The sequence below is a fragment of the Bacillus sp. AFS012607 genome (assembly GCF_002558005.1).
GTDB lineage: Bacteria > Bacillota > Bacilli > Bacillales > Bacillaceae_G > Bacillus_A > Bacillus_A thuringiensis_S.
In genome coordinates, this window is record NZ_NTVM01000005.1 from 26470 (window position 1) to 45916 (window position 19447).

Sequence of the window (19447 nt, forward strand, 5' to 3'; positions counted from 1 at the left end):
AGGAGGATTGCGTATGAGTGATGTACTTGCTGATCGTACCCCTCCGCATAATATAGAAGCCGAGCAGGCGGTTTTAGGGGCCATATTAATTGATCAAGATGCGTTAACATCAGCATCAGAGTTATTGGTACCTGACTCATTCTATCGAACGAAACATCAAAAGATTTTTGAGGTAATGCTTGGGTTATCTGACAAAGGAGAACCGATCGATTTAGTAATAATGACATCAGCGATGGCTGATCAAGGATTACTAGAAGAAGTTGGTGGAGTGTCTTATCTAGCAGAGTTAGCAGAAGTTGTTCCAACAGCTGCTAACGTTGAATATTATGCACGTATCATCGCTGAAAAGGCACTTTTACGTCGTTTAATTCGAACAGCGACTCATATTGTGTCGGATGGATACGAGAGAGAAGATGACGTAGACGGCCTTTTAAATGAGGCCGAGAAAAAAATATTAGAAGTATCCCATCAAACGAATGCAAAAGCATTTCAAAATATTAAAGATGTTCTTGTAGATGCTTATGATAAAATTGAACTTTTGCATAATCAAAAAGGTGAAGTTACTGGGATACCAACTGGATTTACTGAATTAGATAAGATGACGGCAGGTTTCCAGCGAAATGATTTAATCATCGTAGCAGCACGTCCGTCAGTAGGGAAAACTGCATTTTCATTAAATATCGCACAAAACGTAGCGACGAAAACGGATGAAAATGTAGCGATTTTTAGTTTGGAGATGGGCTCCGATCAGCTTGTTATGCGTATGCTTTGTGCAGAAGGAAATATCGATGCGCAAAGACTTCGTACCGGGTCATTAACTTCTGATGATTGGGCGAAATTAACAATGGCGATGGGTAGTCTTTCAAATGCCGGTATATATATTGATGATACACCAGGAATTAAGGTAAATGAGATTCGAGCGAAATGTCGTAGACTAAAGCAAGAACAAGGTCTTGGTATGGTTTTAATTGACTACTTACAGCTTATTCAAGGAAGTGGGAAATCAGGTGAGAACCGTCAGCAGGAGGTATCTGAGATTTCTCGTACTTTAAAAGGGATTGCGCGTGAATTGCAAGTGCCTGTTATTGCCTTATCACAGTTATCTCGTGGTGTAGAATCTCGTCAGGATAAACGCCCGATGATGTCTGATATTCGTGAATCTGGTAGTATTGAGCAGGATGCTGATATTGTAGCTTTCCTATATCGTGAAGATTACTATGACCGTGAAACGGAAAATAAAAATACGATTGAAATTATCATTGCAAAACAACGTAATGGTCCGGTAGGTTCAGTAGAGCTTGCGTTTGTTAAAGAATTTAATAAATTCGTTAATTTAGAACGACGCTTTGAGGATGGGGCATAAAGGCAGTATAAAAAAGAAACACATTTCTTATAATAAGATGTGTTTCTTTTTTTATGGGATAAAGATAAGGCTTTCATAAGGTGAAAATATAATTCTTACGAACGAAAATGATTTTTAATAAAAAAATGTTCGCTTTTTGGTTGACTTCTTTTTCGGTTTTGGTACAATTATATTGTTTGAATAGATCGTTTGAAAATTGCGGAGGTGCTTTAATAATGTCTTCAGTAGTAGTTGTAGGAACACAATGGGGCGACGAAGGAAAAGGTAAAATCACTGATTTTCTTTCTGAGCATGCGGAAGTAGTTGCAAGATATCAAGGTGGAAATAACGCGGGACATACAATTGTTTTCGGCGGAGTTAAATATAAGTTACACTTAATTCCATCTGGTATTTTCTATAAAGAGAAAATTTGTGTAATCGGAAATGGCTTAGTAGTAGATCCGAAAGCATTACTTGAAGAGTTAAAATACTTACACGACCGTGGTGTAAGTACTGATAATTTACGTGTAAGTAACCGTGCACACGTTATTTTACCTTATCACTTAAAACAAGATGAGTTAGAAGAGGCTAGTAAAGGTGATAACAAAATCGGTACAACGAAAAAAGGTATCGGTCCTGCATATATGGATAAAGCTGCTCGTATTGGTATCCGTATGGCTGATCTTTTAGACCGTGAAGCATTTAAAGAGAAGCTTGAGCGCAATTTAGTAGAGAAAAATCGTTTGTTTGAAAAAATGTACGATACAGAAGGTTTCAGCGTAGAGGAAATCTTTGAAGAGTACTTCGAATATGGACAACAAATCGCACAATATGTATGCGACACATCTGTTGTATTAAATGATGCACTAGATAACAATCACCGTGTATTATTTGAAGGTGCACAAGGTGTTATGCTTGATATTGACCACGGTACGTACCCGTTCGTTACATCTTCTAACCCGATTGCGGGTGGTGTAACAGTTGGAACTGGAGTTGGCCCTGCGAAAGTTACTCGCGTTGTAGGTGTATGTAAAGCATATACAAGCCGTGTTGGTGACGGTCCATTCCCTACTGAACTTAATGATGAAATTGGTCATCAAATTCGTGAAGTTGGTCGTGAGTACGGAACAACAACTGGTCGTCCGCGCCGCGTAGGTTGGTTCGATAGCGTTGTTGTAAGACATGCGCGTCGTGTTAGTGGTTTAACGGATCTATCATTAAATTCTATCGACGTTCTAACAGATATTCCAACTCTTAAAATTTGTGTTGCTTACAAATACAATGGCGAAGTTATCGATGAAGTTCCAGCAAACTTAAACATTTTAGCGAAATGTGAGCCTGTATATGAAGAGCTTCCAGGTTGGACAGAAGATATTACTGGTGTAAAATCATTAGACGAGCTTCCTGAAAATGCAAGAAAATACGTAGAACGTGTTTCTGAGTTAACAGGAATTCAATTATCTATGTTCTCAGTTGGACCAGATCGTAACCAAACGAATATTGTTCGTAATGTATACGAAGCTTAATTGATATTTTTAGAAAAAACTCATGTCCGCATGAGTTTTTTCTTATCTTTTATAAAAAAATGAAAAAAAGTATTGCGAAGAATACAGAATACATGTTATGATACATCTTGTCGTCACGAAAATATGACGTTGGTGAGTATGAGCCATTAGCTCAGTTGGTAGAGCATCTGACTTTTAATCAGAGGGTCGAAGGTTCGAATCCTTCATGGCTCACCATTTTATTTTTCGTGGCCCGTTGGTCAAGTGGTTAAGACACCGCCCTTTCACGGCGGTAACACGGGTTCGAATCCCGTACGGGTCATGTTTTTTTATGCTTATTTTTGGTCCCGTGGTGTAGTGGTTAACATGCCTGCCTGTCACGCAGGAGATCGCCGGTTCGACCCCGGTCGGGACCGCCACTTTTGTTTATACCACCATTAGTGGTTTTATATATAGTTTTGGCTCGGTAGCTCAGTCGGTAGAGCAGAGGACTGAAAATCCTCGTGTCGGCGGTTCGATTCCGTCCCGAGCCACTCTCAGGATATTAAGTGGGCCCACTTAATATCCTTTTTATTTATGTAATTTTACAAAACTGAGTAGTTATTTTAAAATAGAACGAGGAGCCTCTAGCAGTTGAAGCTAGAGGTTTTTCTATAGATCGTATAGGATGCCGTGTAAAAGTGGATCATACATGAGTCTATGAGAATAGAGGAGAAAATACTTAAACAAAGGATGCGGTCATATAGGACATACTATGTAAACATCGATATGTTTAGGGATTATTGACCATATTTTTATAAGGAGGAAATAGACGATGATGGGAAAGAAAATTTTAGTAGTTGATGATGAAAAGCCGATTGCAGATATTTTGAAGTTTAATCTAGAAAAAGAAGGTTTTGAAATAGTAATGGCGCATGATGGTGATGAAGCAATTGAAAAAGCTAATGAAGAACAACCAGATATGGTTTTATTAGATATTATGCTACCGGGTAAAGATGGATTAGAGGTTTGCCGTGAAATACGTAAAAGTTCAGAAATGCCGATTATTATGCTTACAGCAAAGGACTCTGAGATTGATAAAGTATTAGGGCTTGAGCTTGGGGCAGATGATTATGTAACGAAGCCATTTAGTACGAGGGAATTACTTGCTCGTGTGAAGGCGAATTTACGCCGTCATCAACAAGGTGGTTCTGCAGAAAAAGAAGAAAATACAGAAATGGTTATTGGACCAATTGTTATTAATCCAAATGCATATAGTGTAACGAAGCGCGAGGAAAATATCGAGCTTACACATCGTGAATTTGAGTTGCTACATTATTTAGCGAAACATTTAGGACAAGTTATGACACGCGAACATTTATTACAAACAGTTTGGGGTTATGACTATTTTGGAGATGTGCGCACAGTAGACGTAACAGTACGTCGTTTGCGTGAAAAAATTGAAGATAATCCAAGCCATCCTACTTTAATTGTAACTAGACGTGGAGTAGGGTATTACTTGCGTGACCCAGAGCAGGAATAGTATATGAAGAAAGTTGGTTTTTTTCAATCTATTCATTTAAAATTTGTGCTTATATATATGCTATTAATATTAATAGCGATGCAAGTTATTGGGGTTTATTTCGTAAGGGAATTAGAGAAGAGCCTAGTACAAGGTTTTAGGGATTCTTTAACGCAGCAAACAAACTTATTATCATATAACTTGAAACAAGAGTTTAAAAAAAGTTATACAAAAGCAGAAACAGAGTCAACAGATGAAACCATTAAAACTTCTATTCGAAAATTTGCCTCTGATCAAAAGAAAGTTATACAAGAGGTAAGTGTATTTGATTCGCATAGAAAGTTATTGGCTATTTCAGATGAATCAAAGCAGAATAAGGTGAATAGAACATCAACTGATATAGCTGTTCAGCGAGTGTTAGTACAAAAAAAGCCAGAAGTGAAAATTGAGAAGGATGGTAGTACAGGCCATCGTGTTCAAGTTATGCTTACTCCGATTCTAGATGATAATGGCAAGGATGCGCTTGGTGTTATATACATCGTTGCATCTATGGAAGATGTATATAAACAAATGAAGGATATAAATCAAATTTTTGCTACGGGAACAGTAATTGCCTTATTAGTAACGGCCGTACTTGGGATTTTATTGGCTCAAACAATTACAAGACCAATTTCAGATATGCGGAGACAAGCAATTGAAATGGCAAAAGGAAATTATTCGAGAAAAGTAAAAGTGCATAGCCATGATGAAATTGGACAACTGGCATTATCCTTCAATAATTTATCAAAAAAATTACAACAAGCTCGTTCTTCTACAGAAAGTGAAAGGCGTAAATTATCATCCGTTTTATCACATATGACAGATGGAGTAATTGCTACTGACCGAAAAGGGGATATTATTTTACTAAATGACCCTGCGGAAAAGATGTTAAATGTTTCTCGTGAAACAGCGCTCGATCAATCTGTTTTAGAGGTATTAGGGATACAGGAAGAATTTACGCTCGATCATTTATATGAAGAGCCAGATTCTGTGTTATTAGATTTTAGTACGAGAAACGAACCATATATTTTACGTGCTAGTTTCTCTGTTATTCAAAAAGAAACAGGGAAGGCCAATGGCTTAATTGCTGTACTATATGATGTAACAGAGCAGGAGCGTATAGAAGGGGAACGCCGTGAGTTTGTGGCGAATGTCTCTCATGAATTAAGGACGCCATTAACGACGATGCGCAGTTATTTAGAGGCACTTACAGATGGAGCGTGGCAGGATCCGAATATTGCACCACAATTTTTAACGGTTACACAAGAAGAAACAGAAAGAATGATTAGACTTGTAAATGCGTTGTTACAGCTATCTAAACTTGATAGTACAGAGCACCGTTTAATGAAAGAATGGGTCGACTTTACTGATTTCTTTAATAATGTTATTGATCGCTTTGAAATGTCTAAAGAGCAAAATGTAAGTTTCAAACGATCTTTCTCTAAAAAATCTAGGTTTATTGATATGGATACTGACAAAATTACTCAAGTGCTGTATAACATTATTTCTAACGCATTAAAGTATTCACCAGAAGGTGGAACAGTAACATATCGCTTACGTGATCGCGGTGATTTATTAGAAATTAGCGTAAGTGACCAAGGAATGGGTATTCCAAAAGAAAACGTTGATAAAATCTTTGAACGTTTTTATCGCGTAGATAAAGCTCGTTCAAGACAAATGGGTGGTACGGGACTTGGATTAGCAATTGCAAAAGAAATGATTGAGGCACATGGTGGCTCTATTTGGGCGAAGAGTGAAGAAGGAAAAGGGACAACTATTTATTTCACGTTACCAATGGCAGCAGATGAAGAGGACGATTGGGAATGAGTATGGAAAACTTTAAAACAATAGTTTTAATTAACCTAGTCGTAATTAGCCTATTTCTTACTTTTAACCTATGGACGTATGTGCCAGATTCTACATCCATGCAAAACGCGAAATTTGTACAGGGCAATGAAGGAACGAATCAAACTAAAATTGCCGATGTTGTCCGTCCTACTTCTATCATCGTGCATAAAGATAAAAATCATTATGGGAGCAGAAGAGAGGCAGATATAGAATCAATCTATAAGCCTCTGGAAGTAGGGGAACTACATGAGTTTAGAGAGATATCAATCACTAAGGGTGATTTCCTGTCCTATGTGCATGGTGAAGGGAAAATTGAACTTGTTTTCCCTACCGATATCCCATTTGATGCAGTTAAATCCATGTTTAACATGAAAGAGAAAGGTACAGATAAGCCTAAACATTTTAATCGTATTCTTCTTGATCCTTCTAGAAGTAAGGATCAAGAAATTAAAATTAACTTTGTTTCTGATGGTGATAACTTTAAAATATATGAGGCAAAATTAAGTGGCGTGTATTTAAAAGATATTGTAAATGCCCAAAATCAATTTATAGTATCAGCAAAGCCTTATTTTGATTATCAAATCAATGATATGAAAAAGTTATTTTTACCAGATGGAACGACAGAGTTAAACAATATAACATATATCTCATCTAATTTAGCAGTGGATACGTTTAAGAATGCTCTGTTTAGTGATCCTCGTTATTTAAGTCCAATTACTGAGATATCGAAAGAAACATTTACAGATGGTATTAGATCTATGGAAATTGAAGACGATCGTCACATGCTAAAGTATAAAAACTCTTCTGTCTTAACTGAGAAAGCGATAGATAATTTAATGCTGTTACAAAAAAGCTTTGAATTCGTAAGTGGTCACAGTGGAAGTTTGGATTCATATCGTTTGGACTATATGAATAAAGGAGAGACAGTGTTTCGCTTACATGAAGATGGATATTCCGTATTCAATACAGATGGATTAGCTGAATTGAGACAAAAATGGGGATCAGAAGAAGTAATGGAATATGAAAGACCGTTGCTGTCTTTAAATACTAAAGGCATAGAACAGAAGGTTACTCTTCCGTCAGGGCATGTTGTAATAGCATCTCTAGAAAATAATCCAGAGATAAAGAAACAAGTAATTAAGGATATTGGTATTGGATACAAGTTATCACTAGATGGACAAGTAGTTCGACTACAACCAATTTGGTATGTAAAGCTTGTTGAAGGTGAAACAGGTAAACAGAAAATCTATGAGTGGAGTGAGGGAGGACTAAATGGATTGGGATCGGATTAAAACCATATTTATTGTGACCTTTTTTGTTTTGGACCTCTTTCTCATTTTTCAATTCATTCAAAAGCAAGATAGTAATCAATTGGAGCTTATTGCAGAAACAAAGATAGATCAAGAATTAAAGGCAAACAAAATTACTATAGGGAATATCCCTAAGGAACCGAAAAAAGAGTCGTTTATTAGAGCGGAAAATAAAGCCTTTAAAGAAGATGATATACAGTCTTTGAAAAATCAAACGGCGCATATACAAAATATGTACAAGATAGAAAGTAAGCTAAAAGAGCCTTTTTTAAATACGAAATCATTATCAAAAGATAAGTATAATGAATTTTTGAAGAACTATGTATTGGATGGACAAAAGTATGAATTTGGAGCGGTGAAAGACTCTAAAATTTATTTCTTCCAAAAATATAAAGATAAGCCTATTTTCTATAATAATCAGGCGATGATTGTTGTGGAATTAAATGAAAAAAATGAACTTGTTTCATATACGCAGACAATGCTAACTGATTTAAAAGAAATGGGCGAAGGTGAAAAAACGAAAGAGCAAGAAATTATTACGGCTCAAACAGCTTTAGAAAATTTGTATTTAAAAAATAAAATTCATGGAAATACGCATGTTAAAGAAGCACAAATTGGCTATGCCACTCTTACCGCATCTACTTCTAATAACCAAGTACTTGCTCCAACGTGGAATTTAAAAACGGAGCAGAAACAGGACTTCTTTGTGAATGCAATTGAAGGACAAGTTATGGAATTAGGGGAAAAGGAAAATCAAGTGGTTGATGAACATACTGGAGTGAGAAAGAATGGGGTTGCATTTTAGCGTACTTGCAAGTGGAAGTACAGGAAATATGCTATACGTAGGAACCGATGAAAAAAAATTACTAGTCGATGCAGGTTTAAGTGGTAAAGCGACAGAGGCTTTATTTAAACAAGCAGAACTGAATATAAATGATGTATCAGGTATTCTTGTAACACATGAGCATAGTGATCATATTAAAGGGTTAGGTGTATTGGCGCGTAAATATGATTTACCCGTTTATGCGAATGAGAAAACATGGAATGCAATGGAACATTTAATAGGAAATATCCCAACTGAGCAAAAATTCATTTTCTCAGTTGGGGATGTGAAAACATTTGGTGATATTGAAGTCGAATCATTTGGAGTTTCTCATGATGCGGCAGAACCGATGTTTTATGCTTTCCATAACAATAATAGGAAATTAGCACTTATTACAGATACGGGATACGTAAGCGACCGTATGAAGGGCGTTATTAAGGGAGCTAATGCTTTCGTATTTGAAAGTAATCATGATGTGGAAATGCTTCGTATGGGACGTTACCCATGGAGCATTAAACGACGTATTTTAAGCGACGTTGGGCATGTTTGTAATGAAGATGCTGCATTAGCAATGGCAGATGTAATTACAGATGAGACAAAGCATATTTATTTAGCCCATTTAAGCTTAGATAATAACATGAAAGAACTAGCTCGTATGTCAGTATCACAAGTACTAGAGGAAAAAGGATTTGGAGTGGGTGAATCCTTTGAAATTCACGATACAGATCCAAAAATGCCTACAAAAATTCAATACGTATAATTCTTCATTTTAGTAAACAATAAAGGTGAATATAGTTGTTTTCAGGAAGATGGGTGAACAAATATGTCCTTTATTGATGAAGAAAATTATCGTATGAAACGTGCAGGGAAAAAGAAGCATAAAGGTATAGTTCTTTCTAGTATAGCGGGAACAATTGTAGGAGCTTCTTTATTTGCGTTTGGAGCTCCTTTATTTTCAAATTCTGCTGATACGCTTCCGCAAGCTGAAGCAAGCGGAAGTAATATGGCCGAAGCTCAAGGAATTAAACAGATTAGCTTTGTAGATGCTGTTGACCGTGCATCTGAAGCTGTTGTGGGCGTTATTAACATTCAACGAGATAACTTTTCAGAGGCAGATTCAGAGGCTGGTACAGGATCAGGAGTAATTTATAAAAAGACAAATGGTCAAGCTTATATTGTAACGAATAATCATGTTGTAGCTGGAGCGAATCGTATTGAAGTAAGTTTAAGTGACGGTAAGAAGGTTCCTGGAAAAGTATTAGGAACCGATGTAGTCACAGATTTAGCTGTATTAGAAATAGATGCAAAGCATGTGAAAAAAATAATTGAAATCGGCGATTCTAATACTGTTCGCAGAGGAGAGCCAGTCATTGCGATTGGAAATCCACTCGGACTGCAATTCTCTGGAACTGTTACACAAGGTATTATTTCAGCTAATGAACGTATTGTCCCTGTAGATTTAGATCAAGATGGACACTATGATTGGCAAGTAGAAGTGTTACAAACGGATGCGGCGATTAATCCGGGGAATAGTGGCGGTGCGCTTGTAAATGCAGCAGGACAATTAATTGGTATTAATTCAATGAAAATTGCTGCAAAAGAAGTAGAAGGAATCGGACTTGCTATTCCGGTGACTAGGGCTGTTCCGATTATGAATGAACTTGAGAAGTATGGAAAAGTAAGAAGGCCGTATGTTGGGATTGAACTTAGGTCATTAAATGAAATTCCAAACTATTATTGGTCAAAAACATTACATTTACCAGATACTGTAACAGAAGGAGTTTGTATTTTGGATGTGAAAAGTCCTTCGCCAGGCGCAGATGCTGGTTTAAGAGAACATGATGTTATTGTGGCAGTAGATGGAAAACCGATTCGCGATATTATTGGATTCCGCACGGCCTTATATGATAAGGAAATTAATGATAAAATGACTCTTACGTTTTATCGTGGTACAAAAAGAGTAACAACAACAGTGAAATTAGGCATTCAAAAGTATTAAAAACAGGAGGGCCTACCTCCTGTTTTCTATTGTAGAAAAGTGAGGTGAAGAAAATGAATTTACCTTGTTGTTTAGAACATGTTGAATTAGCGTTAGATATTATTGTGGATGAGTGTGAAGTTGCGCCGGTTATCAACAATGTGGATAACTCAGAAAAAGAGAAAAAAACATGTGAATTTTGTCAAAATGAGGCGACATATGTTGTATCGAACACAGATTCTCACACAATATGTGGGTAGTGTTTGTGGATATGTGGATAAGTTTTGTGGATAACATGTTTGTAAGGTGGATGATACGTGTGAATATCTCGATTATTTCAATTGGGAAATTAAAAGAAAAATATTTGAAACAAGGTATAGCAGAATACTTAAAACGATTATCAGCATACGCAAAAGTAGAAGTAATTGAATTGCCCGATGAAAAGGCGCCAGAAAATTTAAGTGAAGCAGAAATGTTAATTGTAAAGGAAAAAGAAGGTATACGTATACTGGATAAAATTTCTGATGACACGCATGTGATTGCATTAGCTATAGAAGGAAAGCAAAAGTCATCAGAAGAATTTGCGGTAAGTCTAGATCGCCTTGCTACATACGGAAAGAGTAAAGTCGCATTTGTAATTGGTGGATCACTCGGACTAAGTTCAGAAGTGATGAAGCGTTCAAACGAATCACTTTCTTTTTCAAAGATGACATTACCACACCAATTAATGCGATTAGTATTGCTTGAACAAGTGTATAGAGCGTTTCGGATTAATCGTGGGGAACCGTATCATAAGTAAGATATTCTATGTAAAATAAAGGTAAGACACTGATATTATCATATTTATTTTATTATGCCTATAACTGGAGGCTATGTGAATGGTAAGTGATCAGACGAGATATTCTAGGCTCGCGAATATAACAAAAATAATAAATACGAAATTAGAACTACGTGAAGTATTGCAGCGTGTGACAATGGCGATATCAGAGGAGATTGTTAGGTGCGATGCTGTTGGAATTTATTTACCACAGGAAGATGGAACATTTAGAGGGTTTGCAGGAAAACCAGAGACCATAAATGGCGTAACGCTCGATACTCAGGTAATTGATCCTGAAATAGACTTACTGGCAAAAGAAGTTATTGAAACGAAAAAAACCATCTATATTCCTGATACCTCAAAGGATCATCGACCAGATCCGAGACCAGTTGATGCGTTTAAAATTAAGTCCTTATTAGCTCTGCCTATCTCATTTAGGCAAGAGTTATTTGGTCTGGTTTTTTTATTTGATTATGGGATTCCGATGAACTTAACAGATTCAGAAATTCAAAGTGTTGAAGCTTATGTAAATATGGCCGCGGTCGCAATTCAAAACGCAAATAATTTAACACAAAAGGAAAACCTTATTGCTGAGAAGCAGCTGTTACTAAATGTTACCCGTGATTTATCAATGTGTTCTTCGATACAGGAGAGTTTTGATAAATGCTTTTTTTACTTAGAACAGATTTTAGAGAGTAAAAATATGACTGCCCATCTTCTAGATCCGCTAGATAAAACAACGATTAAAACAATGAAATTAAGTAAGGGCTGTGATTGGACAGAAGCGGATCGGACAGAGAAAAGCTATGAAGCCAAGATCCAAGAGGTTATTCAAACAAAAAATATAGATAGTAAGGATCTATTGATGATTCCATTGGTTTCAGTGGGAGAAGTATTAGGGGTAATCGTCGTTGGCAAAGAAGGAAAAGCTCACAATTACGATAATTCTCAAATTCAACTAGCAAAATCTATCGTTGATGCCACAGCCCCTACGTTTTCAAATTTGTTATATATGGATCAACTAGAAAGCATAGTGAAAGAGCGAACGGGAGAGCTAGCTGCTGCTAATGAAAAAGTTACAAGTGTGATTGAATGTATTACGGATGGATTCTTTACTTTAAATAATAAATGGGAATTTACGTACGTAAATAAGCACCAATATTTTCCACAAAGAAAAACAGCAAAAGATGTATTAGGAAAGAATATATGGGATGTTTTCCCGAGTGACATCGACACAGTTATGTATAAGGAATTTCATCGTGCGATGTCAGAGCGAACTACAGTTCATTTCGAATTTCTTTCTACTGCAGATGAATATTGGCACGAAGTTATTGCATACCCGTATGATGATGGTATTTGCTGTATTTTTAAAAACATAACGGAAAAAAAGAAATATGAACAGGAATTGAAAAGATTATCTAACATTGATTTAATAGGGCAAATGGCAGCAGGTATCAGCCATGAAATTAGAAATCCAATGACAACGGTACTAGGATTTTTGCAGTTATTAAAAGAAGAGAATACCTATGAGAAACATAATAAGTACTTTCATTTAATGATTGAAGAACTTAACCGTGCCAATTCTATTATTACTGAATTTCTCTCAATGGGTAATACAAGGAAATTAGATTTGCAGATGTTAGATTTAAATTCAATTATCCGCGATATTATCCCTTTAATAAAGATTGATACGTATAATCAAAATAAATATATTCAAGTCGATACAAATGACATTCCGGAATTACTTTTAAATCGTAATGAGATACGGCAATTATTAATGAATCTATATCGTAATGGCTTAGAAGCGATGAATACAGGGAAAGTTCTAACCATTAGCACCTACAAGGAAGGTCAAAATTGTGTGGTGCTTGCAGTGCACGATCAAGGAAAAGGTATCAGGCCTGAAGTCTTAGAGAAACTGGGTACGCCATTTTACACGACCAAAGATAACGGAACTGGATTGGGGTTAGGTGTATGTTATGCCATTGCTGCCCGCCATAATGCAAAAATAGAAATTCAAACAGGATCGGAAGGCACTACCTTTTTTGTTAAATTCAATTATAAAGATAATAAAAAGTAAACTTATTTAGATTAGTTACGGTGAACTGTATCATAAATATTGATCCGAAATTAATCATGCCTTGTGTACCAACATGAAGTATTATTGGCTGTATATTGAATAAAAAATATAATCAAGAAAAAAGCACTTATCTTTACAAGATAGAGTGCTTTTTTATACGCATTTTATTATTTTAGATTTAACCGATATGTAATGAAGATGTACAGTAAATATGGGGGTATGCAAGTGCCTGGTGAAATCAAGTATACTCAATATAGGAAAAAAGAAGTATTAGATGTACTTAGGGGGGATTAACATATTTAAGGAAGATATGAAAAAAATATTGGCATCATTACTAAAAAATCCATTAGTAATAATCGTATACTGGATTTTTTGTTATGAGTTAGCTTTATTATGTATGTATGGGAGAATGAATAATAATATTTATATTTGGTTATTATCTATAGCATTTCTAATACTTATCATTATATTTACTACAATTAAAATTGTGAAAAATAGGGAACGCGAATCATCCAAATTATTAAATGTAAAGGGATGGAAATACATTTCTGTTCTAATACTTATCCTTATAACGTCTTTTTATGGGATAAAAATTTATAAAAGTGCAACGAATTATGGCGGTAAACTAGCATGGTTTATAGAAAGCGTAAAAAACGAAAGATCAGTTAAACTTGAGCGTGATAATATATATAAGTATGGTGTAGAGGGCATTTTTGAAGATATAAATAAGAAATATACTTTGCCAAAGAAGTTATATATGTCGGATGATTTTACTTTGGAATTTAAATCAGATGGAACAATTACATCATTTGATACTTTTCTTTATGGGAAAAATGCTGCTGGAAAAGAGGAAAGCTACTTAATATCTTATAATAAAAATAAATCAAAAGATATTTTTGTAGGATTAAATGGGTATGTTAACGCTGATTATAATGAAGATAAATTAGTAAAACCTTTAATTAAAACAGTTCAAGCCATTCCAGTTAAACAAACTGTAAGTAAGTGGAATGAAGATAAGTATGGGCTGGTCTATTATGGGAAAAGGAACTGGGGTTACAACAGAGAAGGAATTATTAATATTAATAAAGATGGGAAATTAGAGAAGCTTGAAGAAGCAAAGTCCGAAATAATTGGATATACGGTATCTATATTTATCCCTGGAAAAGAGAAAGAGGTAGTACCTGCTAGATATAATTTACTAGGTGACCCAAATTGGAGTAAGGAAAGTAGTTCTAAAAAGAAAAAGAAGAATTTAACTAATAATAATGAGCAATTTTACTTTTCAAAAGAAGTTGGTTATAAACTAGATGTCACAGATAAAGCATTAGGGAGCACCTTTTATTCACTAAGCAAGACAATTGATGGAGGGGAAACATGGGGAGTTATAAATGAAGACCCGTTCAATGAAGCGGTAGGTAGTGCATCAGGAATCATCTTTTTTAATGAAAAGCTCGGATTTTTAAGGGCAGCCAGACCCTCTGGAAATGAAGGGAGGTTATACCGTACAGATGATGGGGGTATAACTTTTAAAAAGTTGAGCTATACAAATTATGAAGTGAAACTAGAAAGTGGACAGGCAATAAATCCGTTTGATTTTCCTAATATGCCTTATGAGAAGGATGGAGTTTTTAACATGCTAGTAGGGCAAGGAGCAGATGGAGACTACAATGGTAATAGTAGTATACTTTATCAATCAAAAGATCAAGGTGAAACATGGGAGTATGTAAAAGAGGTTAAAGATAATTAATAGTGGGAAAGACCATTGGACAAAAATTACCGATGGTCTTTTAAACATTATTAGATGGTATGTACATTTCCTAAAATAAGTATGTTTCTATTTCTATAAAAATATGCTGTAATATGAAGAGGAAAAAGTATAAGTAGTTAGAGAAGTGAGGAATTAAAGGTGAAGAAGTTTAAGAAGTTTTACTTGGAGATTACGAGTGTGTGTAATCTTGCGTGTAGCTTTTGTCCGCCGACGGAAAGGCAGAAGCAATTCATTTCTGTAGAGGATTTTGCTAAAAGATTAGACCAAATTAAACCTCACACAGACTACATTTATTTGCACGTGAAGGGTGAGCCGTTGCTCCATCCGAAAATAGATCAGCTATTAGACTTAAGTCATGAAAAAGGGTTTAAAGTTAATATTACAACGAACGGAACGTTAATTAATAAGAGAAGGCATAGGCTGTTAAATAAGCCCGCGTTAAGACAAATGAATTTTTCACTGCATAGTTTTGATGGACACCCAGGTTCGCAAGATAAAGAGGGCTATGTAAGGAGTATACTTTCCTTCATTAGGGAAGCGACAAGTCAATCAGATTTAATTGTATCGTTAAGGTTATGGAATTTAACTCAGGATAATAAAACAAATGCTGAAATCCAGAAAAATAGAGAGTTATTATCCATAATTGAAAATGAATTTGATCTATCTTATCAGATTGAAGAGAAGCTTACACCAGGAAAAGGTATAAAAATTGCAGAACGTGTCTTTATTAATCAAGACTATGAATTCCAGTGGCCAGCATTACATGAAGAAGAGGATGATGGGAAAGGATTCTGTCATGGACTTCGTAATCAGGCAGGGATTTTAGCGAATGGGACGGTTATTCCTTGTTGTTTAGATGGTGAAGGGATTATTAACCTTGGAAATATTAATAATGATTCATTTTCTAACATTATAGAAGGTGAAAGAGCAACAAACATTGTCGATGGATTTTCAAAAAGAGTTGCGGTTGAAGAGCTTTGTAGGAAATGTGGATATCGTAAAAGGTTTGGGAAGTAAATATGAAATAAGCCCTCATAAAGCGAGGGCTTATTTTTTATTCTTGATAAGAATGCTCTAATTCATCAATTAATGAACCAACGTAAGAAACAGCTTTACGGATTGCATCTGATTTTGACATATCTACTCCGGCATGTTTCATTAGTTCAAGTGGTTTCATTGTACCACCAGCGCGAAGCACATCTAACCAGCGATCAATAGCAGGTTGTCCTTCCTCTTTAATCATTTGAGCTATTGCAGTAGCTGTAGTGAGGCCTGCGGAATATGTGTAAGAATATAGACCCATATAATAATGAGGCTGACGCATCCAAGTTAAGCCCGCACCTTCATCGATTTCTACAGAATCTCCCCAGAATGTCGAAAGGACATTTGTTTTAATTTCAGTTAAAGTTGTAGCTGTAAGGGCCTGTCCTTCTTCTGCTAGAGCATATACCCTACGTTGATATTCACCCTCAAGTAAATGAGTAACAAAGTTGTGATAATATGTGCCGAGTAGTTGTAGAATGACCCATCTGCGCATTCTCTTATCGTCAGTAGTCGCTAGTAAATGCTGAGCTAATAGTAATTCATTCATAGTTGATGGTGCTTCAACAAAGTACATAGATGGGCGTACGTTCATGATACGTTGGTTTTTATTTGCTAAATAGAAATGACCAGCATGTCCAAATTCATGTGCTAATGTGAAGCATCCACGCATCGTATTTTGCCATGTAATTAAAATATAGGGATGAGAGCCGTATGGACTTGAGCAAAATGCCCCGGTTGATTTGCCTACGTTATCTGCAAGATCTACCCATCTTTCTTTGAATCCTTTTTGGATTATTGAACTATATTCATCGCCTAATACTTTTAAAGAATCTTGAATAAGCGTGCCTGCTTCTTCATAAGTAATAGCTGGATTAAATTCGGGATCTAAAGGTGCATGTAAGTCGCAGAAAAGCATTTGATCGAGTCCTAATACTTTCTTTTTTAAATCTGCAAAACGGCGCATATGAGGTGCTAATTCTTTATAAATAATATCAAGTTGGTTGTTATACATTTCAAGTGGAACTCTTTGTGGTTCTAATAGCATATGGGTAACGGATTCATATTTACGTAAACGAGAAAGTGTTACTTGTTTTTTAACTTCAGTAGCATATGTTGTGGCAATTGTATTTTTATATTGTTTTAGTGTGGAAACAAATGATGAATATGCTTTTCGACGTATATATGTGCTTGGAGAAAATTCATATTTGCTTTCAAATAATGAGAATGAAACAGGGAGTTCGTTTCCTTGTTCGTCTTGTATAGAAGTGAAATCCATATCGGCCAATTTAGTCATGCCGTAAATTTTGTATGGAGAACTATGAACTTCGCCAAGTGCAGCAAGTGCTTCTTCTGTTTCAGGAGAGAGAGTGTGCTGCCTTTTTTTGAGTATCTCTAGTAACGACTTACGGAAAGGTTCAAGTTTTGTTTCGTCAGTTAAATATTTTTCAATTGTTCCTTCTTCAAGTGAGAGAATTTCATTATGGATAAAGGATAGTGCAGTATGTACTTTCGTCCATAAAGCAGAAATTTTGGAAGAGTTCGCTTGAATAACTGGATTTGTACGATCAGTAGATTCTTTTAAATTTGCATATGAATACAGTTTTGTTAACTTCATTAAAAGCTCTTCTTCTAAAAGTAGGCAATTTAATAAAGTTGTGGAGTTGGTATGTAAACGTCCTTTAAATGTATCAAGTTTCTGTATATCATTTTCTAATACGTTTAATGCGGTATGCCATTCGGCATCAGAATTATACAAATCGGATAAATCCCATGTTAGTTCAGCAGGCACCTCTGCGCGATTAAGGCGATTTTCCATTACATTTTTCAAGTCTATCTCCTCCTCATTAAGACTATTTAAAAACATGATACTAGAAAATTCAGTAAAATAAAAATATTTTATGTTTTTATATATTAAAAAGAAGGACAAGCACTTTTATGCTTGTCCTTCTTTTTAAATTTAAGAATTAATATACTTTATCGCCGTTGAAAATCGAGTTTTTCACGACAACATAATCTACAGTACGAATAGCATCTAATTTTGTTCCGCCAGCGTAAGAGATAGAAGATTGAAGATCTTGTTCCATTTCGATTAACGTATCTTCTAAAGAACCTTTATGCTCAACGAACATTTTCTTACCTTCAACGTTTTTCTTCTCACCCTTTTGGAATTCAGAAGCAGAACCGAAGTATTCTTTATAAAGTTTGCCATCTCTTTCGATTGTTTCCCCTGGAGACTCTTCGTGACCAGCGAATAGAGAACCGATCATGACCATAGTTGCCCCAAATCGAATAGATTTAGCTACGTCGCCGTGTGTACGAATACCACCATCAGCGATAATTGGCTTACTTGCAGCTTTTGCACACCAGCGAAGTGCAGCTAGCTGCCAACCACCAGTTCCGAAGCCTGTTTTAATTTTAGTAATACAAACTTTACCAGGTCCAATACCAACTTTTGTTGCATCAGCACCAGCATTTTCTAATTCTCTTACCGCTTCTGGAGTTCCAACGTTTCCAGCGATAACGAAGCTCTCTGGTAAATGCTTTTTTATATGTTGAATCATGTTGATCACAGCATTAGAATGACCGTGTGCGATATCAATCGTGATATATTCAGGTGTAATTTGCTCAGCAGCTAATTGTTGTACGAATTCATATTCGTCCTCTTTTACACCAACGCTGATAGAAGCGATTAATCCACGTGATTGCATATCTCTAATGAATGAGATTCGTTTCTCTGGTTGGAAACGATGCATGATATAGAAGTAATGGTTTTCAGCTAAATAAGTTGCGATTCTTTCATCAATAATCGTTTGCATATTTGCAGGCACGACAGGTAATTTAAATTTATGTTTTCCTAAAGTGACAGTTGTATCACATTCAGAGCGGCTATTTACAATACATTTTGCAGGAATTAATTGAATATCTTCATAGTCGAATACGTTTTCCATCATTTACACCCCTAAAATACGAATATTTTATTTTTATTAATCAAAAATGTTCGTCCATAGGATAATTTACATTATTTTTATTAAGAAGTCAAAGGATTTCTTAACATTTTTTGAAAAACTAGATGTTACATCTGAAAAATAACGTTAAAAACGAATTTAAAATGTATTTTTATTTATATTGTTCGTTTATGGTAAAGATTGAAAAATTGAGATAATTATATAAGGTTGTATGTATTCTTTTTATTTTTTTGGAGTGGGATGGAGGGTACCATGAAAGAGTCAATGCTAACAATACGAGAAAAAGATGTTATCAATTAGTTGAACAATATATGAAATGATAAGGTTTATTTCTATATAAAAAGAGGAATCTGGTATGAACCACCTTTTTATGTAAGGTTTCAAGTATAATAAGTAGGGTAATAGTAACGTATACAAAAGATAAAA

15 protein-coding genes and 4 tRNA genes are annotated in these 19447 nt (G+C 35.4%); 17 read left to right on the plus strand and 2 right to left on the minus strand.

Annotated elements, in window-relative coordinates; translation table 11 throughout:
* The first annotated feature begins 13 nt into the window (after nucleotides 1-13).
* The 17 genes from dnaB (at nucleotide 14) to CN409_RS03015 (ending at nucleotide 16028) form a co-directional block, all read left to right on the plus strand.
* Complete coding sequence (gene dnaB / locus CN409_RS02935) at nucleotides 14-1363, plus strand: replicative DNA helicase (protein ID WP_001286147.1); 1350 nt, start codon at nucleotides 14-16, stop codon at nucleotides 1361-1363.
* 215 nt (nucleotides 1364-1578) lie between these two features.
* Nucleotides 1579-2868 carry an adenylosuccinate synthase gene (locus CN409_RS02940; RefSeq protein ID WP_000100230.1) on the plus strand — a complete coding sequence of 430 codons (1290 nt, stop codon included), beginning with the start codon at nucleotides 1579-1581 and terminating at the stop codon, nucleotides 2866-2868.
* Between the two features lie 140 nt (nucleotides 2869-3008).
* Nucleotides 3009-3084, plus strand: a tRNA-Lys gene (locus CN409_RS02945).
* Nucleotides 3085-3097: 13 nt separating this feature from the next.
* Nucleotides 3098-3169, plus strand: a tRNA-Glu gene (locus CN409_RS02950).
* A 21-nt stretch (nucleotides 3170-3190) separates the two neighbouring features.
* Nucleotides 3191-3266 (plus strand) — tRNA-Asp (locus tag CN409_RS02955).
* Between the two features lie 41 nt (nucleotides 3267-3307).
* A tRNA-Phe gene (locus tag CN409_RS02960) sits at nucleotides 3308-3380 on the plus strand.
* 281 nt (nucleotides 3381-3661) lie between these two features.
* The gene (walR, locus tag CN409_RS02965; protein ID WP_000971869.1) at nucleotides 3662-4369 is read left to right on the plus strand and encodes a cell wall metabolism DNA-binding response regulator WalR; all 708 of its coding nucleotides are present in this window, start codon (nucleotides 3662-3664) and stop codon (nucleotides 4367-4369) included.
* A gap of 3 nt (nucleotides 4370-4372) precedes the next feature.
* A complete protein-coding gene (gene walK, locus CN409_RS02970; RefSeq protein ID WP_000755366.1) occupies nucleotides 4373-6214 on the plus strand; it encodes a cell wall metabolism sensor histidine kinase WalK in 1842 nt (613 codons plus the stop codon).
* Nucleotides 6211-7527, plus strand: a complete 1317-nt coding sequence (locus tag CN409_RS02975) for a YycH family regulatory protein (RefSeq protein ID WP_097980919.1) — start codon at nucleotides 6211-6213, stop codon at nucleotides 7525-7527. Before walK ends, CN409_RS02975 begins: the two co-directional genes overlap by 4 nt.
* Nucleotides 7508-8350, plus strand: coding sequence for a two-component system regulatory protein YycI (locus tag CN409_RS02980; protein ID WP_000383719.1), 843 nt, complete (start codon nucleotides 7508-7510; stop codon nucleotides 8348-8350). The genes CN409_RS02975 and CN409_RS02980 overlap by 20 nt, the downstream gene beginning before the upstream one ends.
* On the plus strand, nucleotides 8334-9128 hold the full coding sequence (locus CN409_RS02985) for an MBL fold metallo-hydrolase (RefSeq protein WP_000522837.1): 795 nt from the start codon (nucleotides 8334-8336) through the stop codon (nucleotides 9126-9128). The genes CN409_RS02980 and CN409_RS02985 overlap by 17 nt, the downstream gene beginning before the upstream one ends.
* 63 nt (nucleotides 9129-9191) lie before the next feature.
* Nucleotides 9192-10367, plus strand: coding sequence for a S1C family serine protease (locus tag CN409_RS02990; protein ID WP_097980920.1), 1176 nt, complete (start codon nucleotides 9192-9194; stop codon nucleotides 10365-10367).
* Between the two features lie 53 nt (nucleotides 10368-10420).
* Entirely contained in the window at nucleotides 10421-10606 is a 186-nt protein-coding gene (locus tag CN409_RS02995) for a CxxH/CxxC protein (RefSeq protein ID WP_001052827.1), read from the plus strand.
* A gap of 59 nt (nucleotides 10607-10665) precedes the next feature.
* A complete protein-coding gene (gene rlmH, locus CN409_RS03000; protein ID WP_001027003.1) occupies nucleotides 10666-11145 on the plus strand; it encodes a 23S rRNA (pseudouridine(1915)-N(3))-methyltransferase RlmH in 480 nt (159 codons plus the stop codon).
* 79 nt (nucleotides 11146-11224) lie between these two features.
* A complete protein-coding gene (locus tag CN409_RS03005; protein WP_000253121.1) occupies nucleotides 11225-13243 on the plus strand; it encodes a GAF domain-containing sensor histidine kinase in 2019 nt (672 codons plus the stop codon).
* 274 nt (nucleotides 13244-13517) lie between these two features.
* The gene (locus tag CN409_RS03010) at nucleotides 13518-14990 is read left to right on the plus strand and encodes a WD40/YVTN/BNR-like repeat-containing protein (RefSeq protein WP_000280571.1); all 1473 of its coding nucleotides are present in this window, start codon (nucleotides 13518-13520) and stop codon (nucleotides 14988-14990) included.
* A gap of 159 nt (nucleotides 14991-15149) precedes the next feature.
* Nucleotides 15150-16028: a radical SAM/SPASM domain-containing protein gene (locus tag CN409_RS03015; RefSeq protein WP_000713633.1), complete on the plus strand. Its 879-nt coding sequence runs from the start codon at nucleotides 15150-15152 to the stop codon at nucleotides 16026-16028.
* Nucleotides 16029-16065: 37 nt separating this feature from the next.
* Here CN409_RS03015 and pepF read toward each other — a convergent pair whose 3' ends face one another.
* Both pepF and guaC read right to left on the minus strand, forming a co-directional pair.
* Nucleotides 16066-17883 (minus strand): oligoendopeptidase F, encoded by a 1818-nt coding sequence (pepF, locus tag CN409_RS03020; RefSeq protein WP_000800233.1) that lies wholly within the window; start codon nucleotides 17881-17883, stop codon nucleotides 16066-16068.
* Nucleotides 17884-18019: 136 nt separating this feature from the next.
* Complete coding sequence (guaC, locus tag CN409_RS03025; protein ID WP_097980921.1) at nucleotides 18020-19003, minus strand: GMP reductase; 984 nt, start codon at nucleotides 19001-19003, stop codon at nucleotides 18020-18022.
* Nucleotides 19004-19447 lie beyond the last annotated feature (444 nt).